This is a genomic window from Actinocatenispora thailandica, assembly GCF_016865425.1.
In the GTDB taxonomy this organism is placed as follows: domain Bacteria; phylum Actinomycetota; class Actinomycetes; order Mycobacteriales; family Micromonosporaceae; genus Actinocatenispora; species Actinocatenispora thailandica.
Genome location: NZ_AP023355.1, coordinates 3,525,800 through 3,544,847 on the forward strand (window position 1 = coordinate 3,525,800; position 19,048 = coordinate 3,544,847).

The following is a 19,048-nucleotide window of genomic DNA, read 5'->3' on the forward strand; positions in this document are numbered from 1 at the left end:
CCGCCGCCGAGAGGTGCTCTACGGCGGGCCGCCGCCGAAGGGGGTGACGGCACCGCGGGGCGCAGCGGCGGGTCGCCGCCGGTGGGTGGATCCGCGCCGGTACCGTCCGCTGATATGGAGCAGCGCGCGCTCGGCCGCACCGGCCTGCGGGTGTCCCGGGTCGGTCTGGGCACCATGACCTGGGGACGCGACACCGATCCGGACGACGCCGCCGCGCAGCTGAAGTCGTTCGTGGACGCCGGCGGCACGCTGCTCGACACCGCCGACGTGTACGCGGACGGCGACGCCGAGCAGATCGTCGGCGGCCTGCTGGACTCGCTGGTGCCGCGCTCCGAGCTGGTCATCGCCACCAAGGCCGGGCTGCGGCCGAGCACCAGCCGGCGCCGCGACTCCAGCCGGCTGCACCTGCTGCGCACCCTGGACGCGTCGCTGGCCCGGCTCGGCACCGACTACGTCGACCTGTGGCAGTTGCACGGCTACGATCCGCTCACCCCGCTGGAGGAGACGCTCGCGACGCTCGACCATGCCGTCTCCTCCGGCCGGGTGCGCTACGTGGGCATCTCCAACTTCTCCGGCTGGCAGACCGCGAAGGCGGCCACCTGGCAGCGGGCCTGGCCGGGCCGCACCCCGCTGGTGTCCGCACAGGTGGAGTACTCGCTGGTGGAGCGCAGCGCGGAACGCGAGGTGGTGCCGGCCTGCCAGGATCTCGGCATCGGCGTCCTGCCCTGGTCACCGCTCGGCCGTGGCGTGCTGACCGGCAAGTACCGGCACGGCACGCCAGCTGACTCGCGGGCCGCGTCGCCGCAGTTCGACCGGTTCGTGGAGCGCTACCTGGACGACACCTCGGCCGGCATCGTGGAGGCGGTCGCCACCGCCGCCGACGGCCTCGGCGTGTCGCCGCTGGCGGTGTCCCTCGCCTGGGTGCGGGACCAGCCCGGGGTGGTCGCGCCGATCGTCGGCGCCCGTACCGTCGGGCAGTTGCTGGGCTCGTTGCAGGCCGAGGCGCTCACCCTGCCGCCGGAGATCCAGTACGCGCTGGACGACGTCTCCTCCCCCGCCCTGGGCGGCATCGGACCGGGGTGACCGGCAGATGACCCTGGACTGGCGATCCGGTGGCGGCATTGGGCAGGATCGGGGGGTGCCATCCGACTACGAGTACGTCCCGCTCCGGATCCCGCCGGACGTGGACCGCTTGACCGCCGCCGTCCGGCTCGCCATCCAGGCCGAGTTCGGCGGCTGGGAGCTGGCCACCGTTCGGCTGTTCCGCGACGGCAGTCGCCAGGTGATGCTGCGCCGCCGGCGCAGACAGGCCGAGCCCCCGTTGCCCGGCCTCTCCTACTGAAGCGGCCACCGTCCAGCGACGACCCGCCACCGGGCCGCCGCCGACTCATCGTGATTCCGGAGATTCCTCGACATACTCGTCGAACCGGAACAGCGGCAGTTCGGCCGGGTCGGCGACGAACGGATCGTCCTCGTCCTCCTCGTCGGACTCCGCCACCCCCGGTGGCAGCTGGCTGACCGTGACCACGCCGCGCAGCGGCTCCAGCTCCGGAACGTCCAGCGAACCGAGCGCCCCGTCACCGGCCTGCATCAGCTCCGCGACCGCCGCACCGACTGTGGTGATCGGCTCCGCCGCCGCCTCCGCGTGCGGCACCGCCCGGCGGATCGTCTCCGCGGCACGCAGCAGGCCGGCGACGCTGGGTACGGTGAAGTCGCGTCGCTGCCGGACCGAGATGGTGACCTGCTCGTCGGACTCCGCGTCCGCCGCCGGCGCCCACTGCCGGTCGGCCTCGGTCGGATCGATCGGCTCCAGATCCCACGGCGTGACCTCGCCGAAGGTGTCCAGCAGCAGCTCGTCGTAGCCGAACGAGGCGTTGTTGAGCGCCACGTAGCTGCGCCACACCGCCTCGTCGTCCGAGCGCCCACCGGCGGCGCGCACCGCCGCGAGATGGGCCCGCGCGGCCTCGACCACCTGGTCCAGCGCGGCTTCGAGATCGCGGTCGGTCATCGGCTCCTCCGATGGGTACGGTCGGCGACGGCCCGGTGGCCGCCGCTCAGCAGTGGGCGAAGAAGCGGTCCAGGACCCGGACGCCGAACTGCAGGGCGTCGACCGGGACCCGCTCGTCCACGCCGTGGAACAGGCCGGTGAAGTCCAGGTCGGCCGGCAGCCGCAGCGGCGCGAACCCGAAGTGCCGGATGCCCAGCCGGCTCAACGCCTTGCCGTCGGTACCGCCGAACATCATGTACGGCACCGGCCGGGCGCCGGCGTCGAAGTGCCGCAGCGACTCGGCCATCGCGTCCACCAGCGGCCCGTTGAACTCGGTCTCCAGCGCCGGCTGGTGCTGCTCGTAGCTGATGTCGACGTCGGCGCCGGCCAGCCGCTGGATCTCGGCGAGGAAGCCGTCCTCGTGACCGGGCAGCGCCCGGCCGTCGACGGTGGCGCGCGCCTCACCGGGAACCACGTTCGTCTTGTACCCGGCGGACAGCATCGTCGGGTTGGCCGTGTTGCGCACGGTGGCGCCGATCGCGCGCGCCATCGGCCCCAGGCTGGCGATCACCTGCTCCGGCTTCGCCGGATCCAGCTCCACCCCGTACGCCTCGGAGACCTCGTCGAGGAACCGGCGCACCGTCGGGGTCAGCTCCACCGGGAACTCGTGCGCGCTGATCCGGGCCACCGCCCGGCACAGTGCCGCGACCGCGTTGTCGTGGTGCACCATCGAGCCGTGCCCGGGGGCGCCACGGGCGGTCAGCCGCATCCAGTTCAGCCCCTTCTCGGCCGTCTGGATCAGGTAGAGCCGCAGGTCGTCGGAGACCGACACGGAGTAGCCGCCGACCTCGCCGATCGCCTCGGTGACGCCCTCGAACAGCTCGGCGTGATGCTCGATGACGTGGTGCGCGCCGTAGGTGGAGCCGGCCTCCTCGTCGGCGAAGAACGCCAGCACGATGTCGCGCGGCGGCACCCAACCGGTCCGCCGCCACTGCCGGACCAGCGCCAGCACCATCGCGTCGAAGTCCTTCATGTCCACCGCACCGCGACCCCACACGTACCCGTCGCGCACCTCACCGGAGAACGGGTGTACCCGCCACTCCGCCGGGTCGGCCGGCACCACGTCCAGGTGGCCGTGCACCAGCAGCGGCGAGCGGGACGGGTCGGCGCCGGGGATGCGCGCCATCAGCGACGCGCGGCCGGGGGCGCTCTCGGTCAGGAACGAGTCGATGCCCACCTCGGCCAGCTGCGCCGCGACGTACTCGGCCGCGGCCCGCTCACCGACGCTGGTGTCGTTGTCGCCGGTGTTGGTGCTGTCGATGCGCAGCAACTCCTGGCAGATCCGCACCACCTCGTCGGTGGCGGCGGGCGGGTTCGGCTGGGGATCGGTCGTGGTCATGCGCCCGCCCGGTCGGTGCTTCGCTCGTTCATGGGCCCTTCATACCAGCACCGGCGGGGCGCCCGGGGACACGGCCCGGCTGCCGGTACGGCGCCCCGGCCGGCGTGATCGGTCGGGCTCGCGGCCGACCGATCGGCCCACCCGCCCGGTCGGCCCGCCCGGCCGGTCGGTCGGCCCGCCGGGCCGGTCAGCCGAACGCGAAGTACCGCAGCCACAGGTACCCGATGGAGATCAGCACCGTGACGCCGGCCACGATCAGCCCGTACCGAGTGAACTGCCAGAAGCTGATCCGCTGGCCGGACCGCTCGGCCAGGCCGAGCACGACCACGTTGGCCGACGCGCCGACCGCGGTGGCGTTGCCGCCCAGATCGGCGCCGATGGTCAGCGCCCACCAGAGCACGTGGCTGCCCGAGCCGGCGTGTTCGGCCGCCACCAGGTCGGACACCACCGGCGACATCGTCGCCACGTACGGGATGTTGTCGACCACGGCGGACAGCACCGCCGAGCCGCCGGCGAGCACGAACGTGGACACCGCGAGCCGGTCGCCGGTCGCCTGGATCGCGGCGTGCGACACGGTGTCCATCACACCGGTGTGCACCAGCGAACCGACCATCACGAACAGCCCGACGAAGAACGCCAGCGTCGACCACTCCACGTCGGCCACCACTTCGCCGACGTCCAGCCGGGACACCGCGACGAGCAGCAGCCCGCCGACGATCGCCACCACGGAGGGCTGCAGATGCAGCACCGGGTGCAACACGAACGCCGCCGTGATCGCGACCAGCACCACGAGCCCGATGACCAGCAGCCGGCGGTCCCGGATCGCCTCCCGCTCCCGCAGCGTCGCGATGCGGGCCGCCCGCGCCGCGTCGTACCGGAAGGCGCCGCGGAACAGCACCCGGCACAGCAACACGAACACCACCAGCAGGATCAGCACCAGCGGGCCGAGGTTGACCAGGAAGTCGTTGTAGCTCAGGCCGGCGCGGCTGGCGACGATGATGTTCGGCGGGTCACCGACCAGCGTGGCGGTACCGCCGATGTTGGACGCCATCGCCTCGGCGATCAGGAACGGCGGGAACGGCACCCCGAGCCGCTCGCACACCAGCAGCGTGACGGGCGCGACCAGCAGCACCGTCGTGACGTTGTCGAGCACTGCCGAGGCCACCGCGGTGACCAGCACCAGGATCACCATGACGCGGAAGGGGCGGCCCCTGGCGCGTTTCGCCGCCCAGATCGCCAGGTACTCGAAGGCGCCGGTGCGCTTGAGCACCGCGACCACGAGCATCATGCCGACCAGCAGGACCAGGACGTTCCAGTCGATGCCGGTGTCCTCGGCGAAGAACGCCGTGGCCGGCGTGGCCGCGCCGATCAGCAACATCACGCAGGCGCCGCCGAGCGCCGCCGCCACCCGGTTGATCTTCTCCGTCGCGATCAGCGCGTACGCGCCGACGAACACCGCCACCGCGGCCCACGCCAGCACGGTCAGGTCCCCAGCAGGCGGTCGAGCAGCGCGTCGAGGGTGACGACACCCTGGTACGGCCGGCCGTGGTCGGAGACGGCGACCAGCGGGATGCGGGTACCGGCCATCACCGACGCCACCTCCAACACCGTGGCGTCCGGCGGCACGGTTGGCACCGGGCGGTGCTTCTCGGGCAGGCATTCGGCGACGGTGCGGTCGGCGACGCCGCGCAGGAACACGTCCGCCGCCGCCTCGTCGACGGCGCGGGCCAGCGCCGGGTCGTCCTGGCAGTACGCCGGGATCGCGAGCGAGAGCACCTCGGTGCCGGGCAGGATCACCGCCGGCCGGCCATCGTCGTCGAGCACCAGCAGGCCGGGCAGGTCACGACCGGCCAGCAGCCGGGCGGCGTCCAGCGCCGGGGTGTCCATCCGGACGGTGGGGAACGGTGCGGCGAGTTCACTGGCGTGCATCGGGCGCCCTTCGTCGGGTGGGGTCGGTCGAGTCACTGCCGACCAGACTTCCCGGCGCACCGCGACCCACCCTAGTACCCGCGGCGCGGGAGCGCTGCTCAGGACGCGGAGCCGCATTGCGGCGGCAGCGAACCGGCCGCCCGCCGGGCTCGTGGCACGAGTCTCGCCTGCCGCGGCCCGGCCCGCCAGCCAGGCTCGTGGCGCGGGTCATGTCGGCCGGCCGGCCGGCGCCGGCCCGGCGGGCCCGCGACGGCCGTATCGTTGCCGGTGGCGTACCGGTACGGGGGTGCGCCGGTGGCGGGGAGGGCCAAGCGATGATCGACCGGCGCCAGGCGAAACCGGTGCTGCTCACCGTGGACGACGACCCGGGCGTGTCCCGGGCTGTCGCGCGCGACCTGCGGCGGCGGTACGGCGAGGACTTCCGGATCGTCCGGGCCGATTCCGGTCGGGACGCCCTCGACGCCCTCAAGGAGCTCAAACTGCGCGGCGAGCCGGTCGCCGCGATGCTCGCCGACTACCGGATGCCGGAAATGACCGGCATCGACTTCCTGGAGCAGGCCATGGACCTGTTCCCCCGCGCGCGCCGGGCGCTGCTCACCGCGTACGCGGACACCGACGCGGCGATCCAGGCGATCAACGTGGTCGACGTCGACCACTACCTGCTCAAGCCGTGGGATCCACCGGAGGAGAAGCTGTACCCGGTGGTCGACGCGCTGATCGAGATGTGGCGCGCCACCGGCGAGGCCCCGGTCGACGAGGTGAAGGTCGTCGGGCACCGATGGTCGGCGCCGTCGTTCGCGGCCCGCGAGTTCCTCGCCCGCAACACCGTGCCGTACCGGTGGTTCAGCGTCGACGAGCCGGAGGGGCAGCGACTGCTGTCCGCGGCCGGGGCCACCGCCGACGACATCCCGGTGGTGATCACCCCGGACGGCGGTGTGCTGCGCTCCCCCGACGAGGTCCAACTCGCCGGCGCGGTCGGGCTGTCCACCGCACCGTCCGCCGACTTCTACGACCTGGTCGTCATCGGCGCCGGTCCCGCCGGGCTCGGCGCGGCGGTCTACGGCGCCTCCGAGGGGCTGCGCACCGTCCTGGTCGAGCGGGAGGCGACCGGCGGCCAGGCCGGGCAGAGCTCCCGGATCGAGAACTATCTCGGCTTCCCGGACGGCGTCTCCGGCTCGCAGCTGACCGACCGGGCCCGCCGGCAGGCGGTCAAGTTCGGTACCGAGGTGCTGGCCGCCCGGGACGTGGTGGCGCTGGAGGCCCGCGGCTCGGCCCGGGTGGTGCGGTTCGGCGACGGTACCGAGGTCGCCGCGCATGCGGTGATCCTCGCCACCGGCGTGGCGTACCGGACGCTCGATGCCGTCGGATCGGACCGGCTGACCGGTCGCGGCGTCTACTACGGCTCGGCGAACACCGAGGCGCCGTCCTGCAGCGGGCAGTCGGTGTACGTGGTGGGCGGCGCCAACTCCGCCGGCCAGGCCGCCGTGTTCTTCTCCCGGCACGCCCGGTCGGTGACGATCCTGGTGCGCGGCGAATCGCTGAAGCGGTCCATGTCGCACTACCTGATCGAGCAGATCGAGGCGATCGACTCCATCACGGTGCGTCCGCACACCGTGGTCGAGGAGGTGCTCGGCGACGATCACCTGGTCGGGCTGCGGCTGCGCGACCGGCTCACCGACGCCGTCGACGAGGTCGCGTCCAGCCACCTGTTCGTGTTCATCGGCGCCCGGCCGCACACCGACTGGCTCGACGGCGTCGTCGAACGCGACCCGCTCGGGTTCGTGCGTACCGGGCCGGACCTGCTGGTCAGCGGGCAGCGCCCGGCGGGCTGGACGCTCGACCGCGACCCCTACTACCTGGAGTCGAGCCAGCCGGGGGTGTTCGTCGCCGGCGACGTCCGGTCCGCGTCGGTGAAGCGGGTCGCCGCCGCCGTCGGCGAGGGCGCGATGGCCGTCACCCTGGTGCACCGGTACCTGGAAGACCAGTGATGGCTGCCGGCGGAGGCCGAACACCGACGGGCGCGCGGCGGCGCACCGCCCGCCGCGGGAACGTTGCGACGAAGGAGGCTGGCCGATGAGTGTCGAACGGTCGCAGCTGGACGGAATGGCACTGTTCGAGCACCTCACCGACGAGCAGGCGGAGTGGATCGCCGAACACGCCGACGAGGTGTCGGTGGCCGCCGGCGAGATGCTGCTGCGGGAGGGCGAGCCGGCCCGCTGCTTCTACGTGCTGCGCTCCGGGACCCTGTCGCTGTTTCGCACCGTGCGCGGCGACGAGGTGGAGCTCAACCGCACCGACCACGTCGGGGCGTACTGCGGGGCGGTGCGGTTCTACTTCGGCGACCAGATCGAGCAGTCCTACGACTCCAGCGTGCGCGCGGTGACCGACTGCGTGTTCTACGCGCTGCCGGCGGACGAGTTCAACGCGGCGTTCGGCCGGTGGTTCCCGATGGCGGTGCACCTGCTGCAGGGCATGTTCGCCGGCAAGCGCAGCACCGAGACGCTGGTGACCCAGCGGGAACGGCTGCTGGCGCTGGGCAAGCTGACCGCCGGGCTCACGCACGAGCTGAACAACCCGGCCGCCGCCGCGGTACGGGCCACCGACGCGCTGCGCGAGCGGGTCGCCGGGATGCGGCACAAGCTGTCCCTGCTGGCGGCCGGCGACCTGCACGTCCAGCAGCTCAAGCACCTCACCGGGGTGCAGGAGGAGTTCGTCGCCCGGGTCGCGAAGGCGCCGGCGCTGACCGCCCTGGAGACCAGCGACCGCGAGGACGCCATCACCGACTGGCTGGACGACCACGACGTCGCCCGCGGCTGGGAGATGGCACCGGTGCTGACCGCGGCCGGGATCACCGTGGACGACCTGGACCTGCTGGCGGCCAGCACCGAGCCGGAGTTCCTGGAGCCGGCGCTGAAGTGGCTGGGCTACTCGGTGGAGACCGAGACCCTGATGAACGAGATCCAGCAGGCGGTGGGACGCATCTCGGCGCTGGTCGGCTCCGCGAAGCAGTACTCCCAGCTCGACCGGGCGCCGCACCGGGTGGTCGACCTGACCGAGGGGCTCGACTCGACGCTGGTGATGATGGCGGTCAAGCTCGGCGAGAACGTCAAGGTCGTCAAGGAGTACGACCCGGCGCTGCCGCCGGTGCCGGCCTACGCGGCGGAACTCAACCAGGTGTGGACCAACATCATCGACAACGCGGTCGACGCGATGGACGGCACCGGCACCCTGACCATCCGTACTCGCCGGGAAGGTGACCGCGCCGTCGTCGAGATCGGCGACACCGGGCCGGGCATCCCGGCGGCGCTGCAGCAGCAGATCTTCGAACCGTTCTTCACCACCAAGCCGATCGGCCAGGGCACCGGGCTCGGGCTGGACGTCAGCTGGCGGATCGTGGTCAAGCGGCACGGCGGCGACCTGCGCGTCACCTCACATCCCGGCGACACCCGGTTCCAGATCATCCTCCCGCTGTCCGCACCGACCGGCTAGGCCACGTTGCTCGGGTGCCTGTTTGCGCTGCCGGTACACACTGACGGTTTCCGTTCGACCCGAAGGACTGAGGGTGCCCGGCCGACCCGAGATCGTCTGCATCTGCGGCTCCACCCGGTTCGTGGACGAGATGCGTGCAGCGAACCGTGACCTGACCTTCGCAGGAGTCATCGTCGTCGCACCGGGCGTCTTCCCGCGCACCGGGGACCACGAAGCAGACGAGTTGCTCACCAACGAGCAAAGGACCGTGCTGGGCGCCCTCCACCTGCGCAAGATCGACCTGGCTGACCGGGTGCTGGTCGTCAACCCCGGCGGGTACGTCGGTGAGTCGACGAGCAGGGAGATCGCCTATGCCCGCGCCACCGGCAAGCCGGTCTCGTTCACCGATCCCGTCTGACCGGCGGACGCTTCGCGCCGCTGTTCCCGCTGTGCAGGTCACGCGCCGTCCGCCGGTGCGATGTGACCGCTCGCAACCCTGCTCGGTGAGGATCCGCCGCCGCCTCCGCTGGATCGGGACCTCGCGCGAGGCGCCCGTGGCTACGGCGTCCGACGAGCCGCCTGCCGCGCAGGTCGGTGCGGCACCGTGCGGTCTCGACGTCGCGCGGCGGGACCCTCGACGCCGCGCCGACCAAGCCGACACGGACGTGATGGGCCACGGCGACCCGCGGGATCATCGGGATCTGGCCGGCGAGCTTTGGTTCACTGTTGCCGTGCACGGCGATCGCCAGCACGTCGGCGTCTCCGGCGATCCGGCCCAGGAACGCCTCGTCGTACAGCGAGCCGGCCTCGGCGGCCAGGGCCGGCCAGGGCCGGCCGCAGCTCGATCCCGGAGACGTCCCGGGCCACCGCGACGACGTGGTGCCCAGGAGCGAGCAGTTCCTTGGTCAGGTGGCCACCGGCATACCCGGTGGCACCGAAGAAGGCGACAGCTGTCACGGCGCTCCCCCTGCGGACGGTGCCGACGGCCACCCGCGGCGCCGGCAATCGGTGGGACCGACGTGAGTGCAGCTCGCCCGGAACGGTCGCGTGCCGCATCGCTCGACCCGGTCGTGCGCTGTCGGCCCGGGGGTTCGGCGGGTTCGAGTGCAGGACCAGCGCAGGCCGCGGGCGGTTCATGGGTGGTGAACGCGGCGCGGTGCTCGGCGCAGCCGAGGATCGGCGCTCGTCCGAGCACCTGACGGCTCGGGTCAGCGGGTGCCGGCCTGCCGAACGCCTACGTGTTCGGACCGCCGAGGTCGCGATCGTCACCGGGCCGGCCCGGGCGGCCCGGGCGGCCCGGGCGGCACGGCCGGTGCGGCCAGTGCGGCCAGTGCGGCCAGTGCGGCCGGTGCGGCCGGTGCGACCGGTGCGACCGGTGCGGCGATGTATGGTGCGGGTGACGGCCGCCGAGGTGGCCGTCACCCGCACTCGTGACACGGGGTGCCCCGCATCGGGGCTGAGATCACACCCGTCGAACCTGATCTAGTTTGTACTAGCGAAGGGATGTCGCGCATGTCGCGCACGCCTGTCTCCCTGCTCGCCGCCGGTCGCGCTGCGCTGGCGGCCGTCCGTTCCTCGACCCCGTTGGTGCAGTGCATCACCAACTCCGTCGCCGTCAACACCACCGCGAACGCGCTGCTCGCCCTCGGCGCCGCACCGGCGATGGTCGACCTCCCCGAGGAGGCCGGCGGGTTCGCCGCCGCCGCCTCGGGCCTGCTGGTCAACCTCGGCACGCCCGGGGCCGAGCACCGGGCCGCGATGCGCGCCGCGGTGGCCGGGGCCACGGCCGCCGGCACCCCGTGGGTACTGGATCCGGTCGCGGTCGGTTCCCTGCCGGTACGCACCGAGCTCGCCGCCGTGCTGTCCGACGCCGGCCCGGACGTGGTGCGCGGCAACGCATCGGAGGTTCTCGCGGTGGCCGGAGCCGGCGCCGGTGGACGCGGCGTCGACGCCACCGACGACGCGGAGGCGGCGGCCGACGTCGCGGCGGAGCTGGCCGTCCGGACCGGCGCGGTGGTCGCCGTGTCCGGCCCGGTCGACGTGATCACCGACGGCCGGGACACCGTTCGGGTACGCAACGGGCACGTGCACCTGACCCGGATGACCGGCGGCGGCTGCGCCCTTGGCGCGGTCATCGCCGCCTTCGCCGCGACCGGCCCGGACCGGCTGGCGAGCACCGTCGCCGCGGTACTGACCTACACGGTGGCCGCCGAACTCGCTGCCGAGCGCGCGGCGGGGCCGGGCAGCTTCGCCCCCGCTTTCCTGGACGCCCTGTCCGTCGTGGATGGTGCCGTGCTCGATGCCCGGGCGAGCCTGGCATGACCGGCGCCGGGGCACGACCCGACCTGTCCCTCTACCTGATCGCCGACGTGACCAGCTGCCGCACCGCCGGCCGGTCGGTGGTGAAGACCGCGGCGGCCGCCGCGCGGGGCGGCGTCACCGCCGTCCAGCTGCGGGACAAGCGCGCTCGCGGCGGCGAACTGCTCGACACCGTGCGTCGGGTCGCCGAGGTGCTGCCGCCGCGGATCCCGCTGATCGTCAACGATCGGGTCGATGTCTATCTCGCCGCCCGGCTGGCCGGTATCCGGGTTGCCGGAGTCCACATCGGGCAGTCCGACCTGCCGGTGCCGGTGACCCGGACGATGATCGGCCCGGACGCGCTACTGGGGCTCAGCGCCGCCACCGCCGACCAGCTCGCTGCGGCGAACCGGGCACCGGTCGACTACGTCGGAATCGGCGCGCTGCATGCCACCGACACGAAGCAGGATGCGCCGCCGCCGCTGGGTACCGACGGGTTTCGCCGGCTCGCCGGGTTGTGCCGTCGGCCGGTGGTGGCGATCGGCGGCATCTCGGCCGACGATCTGCCCGGCCTGCGCACCGCCGGCGCCGCGGGGGCGGCCGTGGCCGCCGCGGTGTGCCGGGCGCCCGACCCGTACCGGGCAGCGACGCGGCTGGCCGCCGCCTGGCGGGAGGCGGCGTGATCCCCCGGGTGTTGTCGATCGCCGGCACCGACCCCACCGGCGGCGCCGGCATCCAGGCCGACCTGAAGAGCATCGCGGCGACCGGTGGGTACGGCATGGCGGTGGTGACCGCGCTGGTCGCGCAGAACACCCGTGGTGTTCGCGGCGTGCACGTGCCACCGCGGGGGTTTCTGGCCGAGCAACTGGCCGCGGTCAGTGACGACGTCGAGATCGATGCGGTGAAGATCGGGATGCTGGCCGACGGCGCCGCCATCGAGGCCGTCTCGCACTGGCTGCGCAGCTGCCGGCCACCGGTGGTGGTCCTCGACCCGGTCATGGTGGCGACCAGCGGTGACCGGTTGCTGGATGCGGGTGCCGAGCGGGCGCTGCGGGGGCTGATCGGCCAGGCGGATCTGGTCACGCCGAACATCCCCGAGCTGGCGGTGCTCGCCGGCTCGGCGCCGGCCACCGACTGGGGCGGAGCCACCACACAGGCGCTGGACGTGTCCCGGCGGTTCGGGGTGCTGGTGCTCGCCAAGGGTGGGCACCTACCCGGGGGCACCGTGCGCGACGCGCTGGTCGACGCCGCGGGACGGCTGGCCGGTGGCCGCACCATCGTGGAGTTCCGCGGCGAGCGGGTGGACACCCGCAACACGCACGGCACCGGTTGCTCGCTGTCCTCCGCGGTGGCGACACTGCGGGTGCGGCACGGCGACTGGGTGCCCGCTGTCGGGTCGGCACGGGAGTGGCTGGCCGAGTCGATCGCGGCCGGCGCCGATCTGCGTGTCGGCGGCGGGAACGGCCCGGTGCACCACTTCGCCGGGCTCTGGTCACGGGGCGGCCTGCACACCCGGCCAGTGCCGGCCCAGCTGGCAGGACGGTGGTGGCACCAGGTTGCCGACGTGCGACGTGACATCGAGTCGCTGCCTTTCGTCCGTGGACTCGCCGACGGCAGTCTGGACCGCGCCGCGTTCGACTGGTACCTCGCTCAGGACGCGTGCTACCTGCGGGACTACTCGCGCGCGCTGGCCTCGGCGAGCATGCTCGCTACCGGTCCGACAGAGCAACGGTTCTGGGCGGAGTGTGCACGAGGCGCGCTGGCCGAGCGAGAACGGCTGCACCGCGCCGTGCTCGGCGGGCTGGGGCAGCCACCGGTCGCGCCGAGCACCGCCCGCTACGTCGACCACCTACTGGCCGCCGCGGCGCGCGGCGACTACCGGGTGCTCGTCGCGGCGCTGTTGCCGTGCTTCTGGATCTACCAGGACCTCGGCAGCCGGTTGGCCCGGCGAGGCGGGCCGGACCACCCGTACCGGGCCTGGTTGGACGCCTACGGTGACGACGAGTTCGCGGCCCAGAACGAACGGGCCATCGACCTCGTCACGACCGCGGCGGCGACGGCCGACGAGCCGACTCGGGACCGGATGTGGCATGCCTTCCGGGTCTCCTGCCAGCACGAAGTGGCGTTCTTCACCGCGCCACTGGCCGCCAGCCGCCCAACGGGCTGAGCGCGACCGCGGGTGGCAGGCCCGGCACCGGTCGGGCCGCGGCACCGCAGATGGTCACCCGGCCGGCGCCCAGCGCGCACGACCGCGCCGGACGCCGGCCGAGGGCACGACGGCGCCGAGCGCCGGCCCGGGGGCACGACGGCGTCGGGCGCCGGCCGGGGGCGCCGGGTCAGCGCTGCTCGTGCACGCCGCGGGCGGTGCGCAGCAACTCCGAGGGGCCGTACCGCTCGGGATCCATGTCGACCGAGACCGCGAGGCCGGGTCGGACCAGCCAGAACACCCGGTCGTCGGTGCGCAGGCCGGGGTGGCTGCCGACCGGCACCGGCCTCAACCGCCAGCTGCCCGGATCCTGCTCCAGATAGTCGGTCAGGTAGCCGCGCAACGCGGCCAGGCTGGACAGCCGGTCACCGCGCAGCGTTTCGATCGTCAGGTCGACCCGCCAACCGGCGCCGTGCCGGCTCTCCCAGTCACGGGAGTGGAAGGTCACGTCGTTCCACTCGTATTCGAAGTCCGACGGAGTACCGAGGCCGGTGGGCAGGTGCGTGAGCCGGAACCCGTCGAGCACCGGTGCCCGGCGGGACGCGGCGGCGGGCGACACGACCGGGGTCGACCAGTCACGGACACCAGACGCGGTGGCGCCCGCGTGCGCCGGCAGGGCCGGCGCGACCGCGCACATCGCGCCGACGGCCAGGCCGGCGATCGACAGGCGTCGGGCCCGGCGGGAGTGTTGCAGCGACATGACTGCTCCGTTTCGTTCGTGCGGAACCCGCACGGCGGGTGGGACGGCATCCATCGTCGGCCGGCTCCGAGCCGGATCGGCTGGGCCGCAACGAATCTGTGGACGACCGACCCCCTGTGGACAACCTTGCCGATCCGCGCGGCGAGTGCTATACGCGGGTCCGCGACGAGCACCGCGCGGCTGCGGCAGCGAGCGCGGCCCGCGCACCACGACCGACACCGACACCGACACCGACACCGACACCGACACCGACGAGCGCACCACGACCCCGGGCGGCGGGCGCGCGGCGGGCGCACCACGGGCGCGCAGCGAAGGCCAGCCGGCAGAAAATTACAATCTTTCGGTCAACAAGGGCAGCGGGCTACATCTCTCGCGGGATACCGTGAGAGCCCCATTTCGGCTCAGTGACAAGGGGTTCCGTCATGGCAGTCCGGAAGAGACTCGTGGCGCTCGCCGCCACCGGCGCGGTGCTGTTGGCCGGCGCGGCCCTCACCGCCACCACCTCGACCATGGCCTCCGCGGCCGGCGGTCCGACCACGTTGCCGGCCAGTCAGTACACCCTGACCTCCGACTACCACAAGTACGACACGCTCGACTCCGCGCTGGTGAGCAAGCTCGGCACCGCCTCGGTCGACACGGTGATGAAGAACGCCAACCACACCCGCACCGGCATCACCGACTCCCTCGGCATCGCCGGCTACCAGACCGGGTTCCGGTTCGACTCCGGCGACAACTCCGACTGCACCAACTACCCGCAGGGCATCACCTCCAGCCGGGACGCGATCGGCACCGCGAACAGCGGCAACTACGACGGCCACCAGCTGATCCTGGTCAGCTGGTACACCAAGGCCGGCTGCGGCGGATCCCAGGCCCGCAGCCGCATCACGCTGGTCGACTGGGACGCCACCTGGCCGAACAAGTACCGCAAGATCCTGCTGGTGGAGCCGGCCGGCACCGCCAGCACGCCGAACTTCACCGACATCCCGATCCATGCCGGCGGCGTCTCCTGGTACGGCGACTACCTCTACGTCGCCGACACCGGGCACGGCATGCGGGTGTTCAACATGAAGAAGATCCTCAAGACCGACACCAGCGGCAGCTCCAGCGAGATCGGTCGCCAGTCCGACGGCACCTACCACGCGCACAACTACGCCTACGTGCTACCGCAGGTCGGCACGATCACCTCGCACACCACCTCGGGCACCTCGCTGGTCTGGTCGACGATCTCGCTGGACCGGGTGAGCAGGTCGATCGTGATGACCGAGTACACCTGCGCCAGCTGCACGAACTACCCGCAGCGATCCCCGCGTGCGGTACGGTTCCCGTTCGCGTCGGGTGCCACCACGTTCGCCGCGACCACCACCGCGACCCAGGCGCTGCACCTGCCCTGGTACAACCTGAACGGAGTCGGCTCGCACAACGGGCGCTGGTGGTTCAACTCCTCGGGCGCGAAGAAGCTCTACTACTGGACCCCGTCGACCGGCTCGCACACCTACAACTGGGTCGGCGGTGGCGAGAGCCTCAGCTACTGGGAGGACGCGTCCGGGCCGGACCTGCTGTGGTCGCTGCAGGAACCCACCGGTCACCGCAACGTCTTCGCGGTCACCCAGGCGACCTACGGGCCCTGACCGCCGCCGCGGCGAATCGGGCCGGGCCGGTGTCACCGGTCCGGCCCGGTGCTTCACTGGGATGCAGTCAACGTGAGAGGGGCGCCGATGTCGGACACCGAGGCGGGGGCCGCGCGGATCATCACCGCGCGGCGCATCGCGACCGGCGACGGGACCGAGCCGGAGGCGTTCGTGGTGGCCGGCGAGTGGATCACGCAGACCGGACCGGTCGCCGCGCTGCGCGCGGCCCGGCCGGACGCGACGCTGATCGATCTCGGCGACGTCACCGTGGTTCCCGGCTTCAACGACGCGCACAGCCATCCCACCGTGTGCGCCGAACAGCTGCTGCAGCTCGACCTCTCGCCGCAGCGGGTGCCCGACCGGGCGGCCATGCTCGCCGCGCTCGCGGAGCGGGCCGCCGGCACCCCGGCCGGCGAGTGGATCCTCGGATTCGGGGTGGACCCGGCGCGCAGCCTCGGCGGCGTCCCGCTGTCCCGGGACGAGCTGGACGCCGCCTGCCCGCGGCAGCCGGTGCTGGTGGTCGACGTGACGCTGCACGCCGGGGTGCTCAACACGGCCGGCCTGGCCCTCGCCGGGTACGAACGGGCCGACGACGCGCCGGCCGGCGGCGAGCTGGGCCACGACGCGGCCGGCCGGCTGACCGGGGTGCTGGTCGACCAGGCGCTCTACGACGTCGCGTTCCCGGCGTTCACCCGGCGTGCGACGGTCGTGCCGCGGCCGGACCGGGCGGCGGCGCAGCGGGCGTTCGTCCGGTTCGCCGGGCGGTTGCACGCCGCCGGCATCACCTCGGTGGGCGACGCGATGGTCGGCCCCGAGTCGTGGGCGACGCTGGCCGGGCTGGCGGCGACCGGGGAGCTGCCGCTGCGGGTCAACGCACTGGTCGGATACGAGCACTGGGAGTCGTTCCGGGCGATGGACCTGCCGGCGCCGGCACCGACCGACCGGTTGCGCATCGGCGGGGTGAAGGCGTTCGCGGACGGCGCGGTCAACGGCGGCGTGTGCTGGACCAAGCAGCCGGTTCCGGCGGCGACCGCGCCCGGCAGGCCGCGGATGTCGCCGGCGCAGCTGCGCCAGGTGGTCGCCGACGTGCACGAGCACGGCGGCACCATCGCGGTGCACGCCAACGGCGACCGGGCCATCGCCGAGGTGCTGGCCGCGATCGAGGCCGCACAGCGGCACCGGCCGCGGCCCGAGGTACGACACCGCGTCGAGCACGTCGCGATCGTGGACGACCAGATCGTCGCCGCGATGCGCGCGCTGCGGGTGGTGGCGGTGCCGTTCGGCCAGTACCCGGCGGCACACGGGGACAAGCTGCGGCGGTTCTACGACCCCGACCGGATCGAGCGGATGTTCGCGCACCGCACGCTGCTGGCCGCGGGTATCCCGGTGGCCGGCTCCTCCGACCACCCGTGCGGGCCCTACGAGCCGCTCTACGCCCTGCAGAGCCTGGTGACCCGCCGGGACCGGACCGGGGCGCCGTTCGGCGGCAGCCAGGCGATCACCGCCGAGCAGGCGCTGGCCGTGTACACCACCGGCTCCGCGTACGCGTCCGGGGAGGAGGCCACCAAGGGACGCATCGCGGCCGGCCAGCTCGCCGATTTCGTCGCGCTCGCCGAGGACCCGCGCGCCGTGCCGCCGGACCGGATCGGTGCCATCGAGGTGCTCGGCACTTGGCTCGGCGGCACCCGGGTGTACCCGACGCCGGCCGCCCCGGCAGCGGCCCCACCGCGGTAGCCGCCGGAGGTCCGGGGCCGCGCAGCACGGTGGCCGGGGCGGCGATCGGGAGGGGGCCGGTCAGGCGGCGGCGTCGAGCAGGTCGAGGGCGCTGTGCTGGCAGCCGTGGCCGGTCGGGCCGCGGCCGTCCCCGGCCCAGTGCGGGCCGTACAGGTCCAGCGGGTCCCGGTCGTTCGCGTAGGCGGTGTCCGCCTGCCGGTGCAGGTAGTCGGCATACGGGTGGTCGGCCAGCACGCCGTCGAGGGCGCCCAGGCCGCGCACGTACGCGCCCTTGAACGACGGCCCGTCGCCCGCGCAGCTGTCCGCCTCGTTCGGGTCGCGCAGCGTCCCGCCCGGATTCAGGTCCGTCGAGCCGGTCGAGGCGTCGGCAAGGGTACGTGCCGTGTCCAGCACCGCGGTGTCGTCGGTGGCGCGGTACAGCTCGGCCAGGCCACCGAGGATCACGCCCTGGTTGTAGGTGTAGGTCGGGTGCCCGTCGTTGTGGCAGCCGGCGTCGAGCCCGTCGTTGATCAGGTGCGAGGAGTTGATCATGCCGGTGCCGGTGAACCAGCTCCACTCCTTTCGCGCCCGGTCGAGATAGGTGGTGTCGCCGCTGATCCGGTTGTGCAGTGCGGCGTTGAGCTCCAGGTACAGCTCGTTCGCGATGGCGTTCTTGTACCCGGTGTCGCTGGTCTTCCAGAGGACACCGCCGCCGCACAGGTCGGTCCAGTACCGCGCCATGTAGTCGGCGTCGGCGCGCGCGGTGGTCAGGTAGCGGGCGTCGCCGGTCAGGTCGTACGCGTCCAGCCAGGTCAGCCCCCACCAGCCGGTGTCGTCCACGTACTCGTTGGTGAAGTCGCCGCCCTGGGCCCCGACGTTCTTGTCGTAGGTGGTGGCGATCGCGTACTCGTAGCTGGGCATGCCGCTGACCCGGGCGTTGTCGATGATCGCGGTGAGCGCGTTCGCGGAGGTCCACCAGCCGTTGCCGCCGAACAGCCCGGTGTCCCGGTCGTACATCATCATCAGCCCGGTCGCCGCCGCGGTGCTGCGGCTCCACGCGTTCCAGTCCGATCGGGCCCACGGGGTGCAGGCGATCGCCGAAGCGCCTGCGGCCTGGCCGCAGGCGCGCAGCGCGCCGACCCCGGCGTCGTTCCAGTCGTCCACGTTGTACATCAGGGTGCGCCAGCCGCTGCGGCCGCTCGGCGTGACCGTGGCACCGAGCTTGCTGCCGGTCGACCAGCTCCGCCCGCCGTCGTACGAACGGTCCAGCCACACCTCGTCGCCGCCGGTGCCGCCGTCGATCGATGCCCAGCCCATCGCGTCGGTGTCGTCGACGTGCAGCCGGATGGTCCGGCCGGACAGGGTCGCGGCGACCGGGACCCGCTCCCTCGGTGCCAGTGCCGGGTCGCGCCCGTCGCAGTACTTGTTGCACACCGTCTGGTTCGCGGCCACCGCCGGCCCGGCGGCCGGTGCCACGGCCAGCGTGGCGCCGCAGGCGACCACCGCCAGGGCCCGGCACCACATCCGACGCACGTTCATCGCGACCTCCCGTACCGTCGCCGCCGGGTGGGGCGCCCGACGTGTCGTGCCGCCCAGTGTGCCGTTCTGGGGCAAATGTCGCCTCGAAGGTTCGACGACGGTAAAGCGTGACTCGACTCGGCCACGAGCGCCGGCGCGGCGCTTGACCCGGTTCCCGGCCGGGAGTTGGCTGGCGGTCGTC

The 19,048-nt window shown here is 73.1% G+C and carries 16 protein-coding genes and 1 riboswitch; of the genes, 10 read left to right on the plus strand and 6 right to left on the minus strand.

The genetic code is table 11. The annotated features are described in order from the left end of the window. The first annotated feature begins 114 nt into the window (after positions 1 to 114). Positions 115 to 1,083 (plus strand): aldo/keto reductase, encoded by a 969-nt coding sequence (locus Athai_RS15625; RefSeq protein WP_203962150.1) that lies wholly within the window; start codon positions 115 to 117, stop codon positions 1,081 to 1,083. Positions 1,084 to 1,138: 55 nt separating this feature from the next. Further along, positions 1,139 to 1,342, plus strand: a complete 204-nt coding sequence (locus Athai_RS15630; RefSeq protein WP_225918894.1) for a DUF5703 family protein — start codon at positions 1,139 to 1,141, stop codon at positions 1,340 to 1,342. A 45-nt stretch (positions 1,343 to 1,387) separates the two neighbouring features. Here the strand turns inward: Athai_RS15630 and Athai_RS15635 are convergent, their stop codons facing one another. The 4 genes from Athai_RS15635 to Athai_RS15650 form a co-directional block, all read right to left on the minus strand. After that, entirely contained in the window at positions 1,388 to 2,008 is a 621-nt protein-coding gene (locus tag Athai_RS15635; protein WP_203962152.1) for a hypothetical protein, read from the minus strand. Positions 2,009 to 2,054: 46 nt separating this feature from the next. Next, positions 2,055 to 3,386 carry a M20/M25/M40 family metallo-hydrolase gene (locus Athai_RS15640; RefSeq protein WP_203962153.1) on the minus strand — a complete coding sequence of 444 codons (1,332 nt, stop codon included), beginning with the start codon at positions 3,384 to 3,386 and terminating at the stop codon, positions 2,055 to 2,057. 187 nt (positions 3,387 to 3,573) lie between these two features. Continuing rightward, positions 3,574 to 4,866 carry an ArsB/NhaD family transporter gene (locus tag Athai_RS15645; protein WP_239156960.1) on the minus strand — a complete coding sequence of 431 codons (1,293 nt, stop codon included), beginning with the start codon at positions 4,864 to 4,866 and terminating at the stop codon, positions 3,574 to 3,576. Between the two features lie 2 nt (positions 4,867 to 4,868). Then, positions 4,869 to 5,315, minus strand: coding sequence for a CBS domain-containing protein (locus tag Athai_RS15650; protein ID WP_203962154.1), 447 nt, complete (start codon positions 5,313 to 5,315; stop codon positions 4,869 to 4,871). 314 nt (positions 5,316 to 5,629) lie between these two features. Here Athai_RS15650 and Athai_RS15655 point away from each other — a divergent pair, with 314 nt between their 5' ends. The 6 genes from Athai_RS15655 to Athai_RS15685 all read left to right on the plus strand — a co-directional run bounded on the left by Athai_RS15655 (position 5,630) and on the right by Athai_RS15685 (position 13,248). Next, positions 5,630 to 7,303 (plus strand): NAD(P)/FAD-dependent oxidoreductase, encoded by a 1,674-nt coding sequence (locus Athai_RS15655; protein WP_203962155.1) that lies wholly within the window; start codon positions 5,630 to 5,632, stop codon positions 7,301 to 7,303. Positions 7,304 to 7,388: 85 nt separating this feature from the next. Then, positions 7,389 to 8,804 carry an ATP-binding protein gene (locus Athai_RS15660; RefSeq protein WP_203962156.1) on the plus strand — a complete coding sequence of 472 codons (1,416 nt, stop codon included), beginning with the start codon at positions 7,389 to 7,391 and terminating at the stop codon, positions 8,802 to 8,804. A gap of 73 nt (positions 8,805 to 8,877) precedes the next feature. Then, positions 8,878 to 9,201 (plus strand): hypothetical protein, encoded by a 324-nt coding sequence (locus Athai_RS15665; RefSeq protein WP_203962157.1) that lies wholly within the window; start codon positions 8,878 to 8,880, stop codon positions 9,199 to 9,201. A 1,008-nt stretch (positions 9,202 to 10,209) separates the two neighbouring features. Continuing rightward, a riboswitch (TPP riboswitch) is annotated at positions 10,210 to 10,304 on the plus strand. Then, the gene (gene thiM, locus Athai_RS15675; RefSeq protein ID WP_203962159.1) at positions 10,296 to 11,105 is read left to right on the plus strand and encodes a hydroxyethylthiazole kinase; all 810 of its coding nucleotides are present in this window, start codon (positions 10,296 to 10,298) and stop codon (positions 11,103 to 11,105) included. (Overlaps the previous riboswitch by 9 nt.) Then, entirely contained in the window at positions 11,102 to 11,764 is a 663-nt protein-coding gene (gene thiE / locus Athai_RS15680; protein ID WP_203962160.1) for a thiamine phosphate synthase, read from the plus strand. The genes thiM and thiE overlap by 4 nt, the downstream gene beginning before the upstream one ends. Continuing rightward, entirely contained in the window at positions 11,761 to 13,248 is a 1,488-nt protein-coding gene (locus Athai_RS15685; protein WP_203962161.1) for a bifunctional hydroxymethylpyrimidine kinase/phosphomethylpyrimidine kinase, read from the plus strand. Before thiE ends, Athai_RS15685 begins: the two co-directional genes overlap by 4 nt. 169 nt (positions 13,249 to 13,417) lie before the next feature. Here Athai_RS15685 and Athai_RS15690 read toward each other — a convergent pair whose 3' ends face one another. Next, positions 13,418 to 13,987 carry a hypothetical protein gene (locus Athai_RS15690; protein ID WP_203962162.1) on the minus strand — a complete coding sequence of 190 codons (570 nt, stop codon included), beginning with the start codon at positions 13,985 to 13,987 and terminating at the stop codon, positions 13,418 to 13,420. Between the two features lie 422 nt (positions 13,988 to 14,409). Between Athai_RS15690 and Athai_RS15695 the strand changes: the two genes are divergently transcribed. Next, positions 14,410 to 15,615 (plus strand): hypothetical protein, encoded by a 1,206-nt coding sequence (locus Athai_RS15695; protein WP_203962163.1) that lies wholly within the window; start codon positions 14,410 to 14,412, stop codon positions 15,613 to 15,615. Positions 15,616 to 15,702: 87 nt separating this feature from the next. Next, positions 15,703 to 17,349 (plus strand): amidohydrolase, encoded by a 1,647-nt coding sequence (locus tag Athai_RS15700; protein ID WP_203962164.1) that lies wholly within the window; start codon positions 15,703 to 15,705, stop codon positions 17,347 to 17,349. 60 nt (positions 17,350 to 17,409) lie between these two features. Here the strand turns inward: Athai_RS15700 and Athai_RS15705 are convergent, their stop codons facing one another. Continuing rightward, positions 17,410 to 18,867 (minus strand): glycoside hydrolase family 76 protein, encoded by a 1,458-nt coding sequence (locus tag Athai_RS15705; RefSeq protein ID WP_239156961.1) that lies wholly within the window; start codon positions 18,865 to 18,867, stop codon positions 17,410 to 17,412. Between the last annotated feature and the right edge of the window lie 181 nt (positions 18,868 to 19,048).

Excerpts from the sequence above, each read along its gene's own strand:
- Athai_RS15625 (WP_203962150.1), top strand. The coding sequence starts at position 115 with ATGGAGCAGCGCGCGCTCGGCCGCACCGGCCTGCGGGTGTCCCGGGTC.
- Athai_RS15635 (WP_203962152.1), bottom strand. The coding sequence starts at position 2,008 with ATGACCGACCGCGATCTCGAAGCCGCGCTGGACCAGGTGGTCGAGGCC.
- Athai_RS15640 (WP_203962153.1), bottom strand. The coding sequence starts at position 3,386 with ATGACCACGACCGATCCCCAGCCGAACCCGCCCGCCGCCACCGACGAG.
- Athai_RS15650 (WP_203962154.1), bottom strand. The coding sequence starts at position 5,315 with ATGCACGCCAGTGAACTCGCCGCACCGTTCCCCACCGTCCGGATGGAC.
- Athai_RS15655 (WP_203962155.1), top strand. The coding sequence starts at position 5,630 with ATGATCGACCGGCGCCAGGCGAAACCGGTGCTGCTCACCGTGGACGAC.
- Athai_RS15660 (WP_203962156.1), top strand. The coding sequence starts at position 7,389 with ATGAGTGTCGAACGGTCGCAGCTGGACGGAATGGCACTGTTCGAGCAC.
- thiM (WP_203962159.1), top strand. The coding sequence starts at position 10,296 with ATGTCGCGCACGCCTGTCTCCCTGCTCGCCGCCGGTCGCGCTGCGCTG.
- thiE (WP_203962160.1), top strand. The coding sequence starts at position 11,102 with ATGACCGGCGCCGGGGCACGACCCGACCTGTCCCTCTACCTGATCGCC.
- Athai_RS15690 (WP_203962162.1), bottom strand. The coding sequence starts at position 13,987 with ATGTCGCTGCAACACTCCCGCCGGGCCCGACGCCTGTCGATCGCCGGC.
- Athai_RS15695 (WP_203962163.1), top strand. The coding sequence starts at position 14,410 with ATGGCAGTCCGGAAGAGACTCGTGGCGCTCGCCGCCACCGGCGCGGTG.
- Athai_RS15700 (WP_203962164.1), top strand. The coding sequence starts at position 15,703 with ATGTCGGACACCGAGGCGGGGGCCGCGCGGATCATCACCGCGCGGCGC.
- Athai_RS15705 (WP_239156961.1), bottom strand. The coding sequence starts at position 18,867 with ATGAACGTGCGTCGGATGTGGTGCCGGGCCCTGGCGGTGGTCGCCTGC.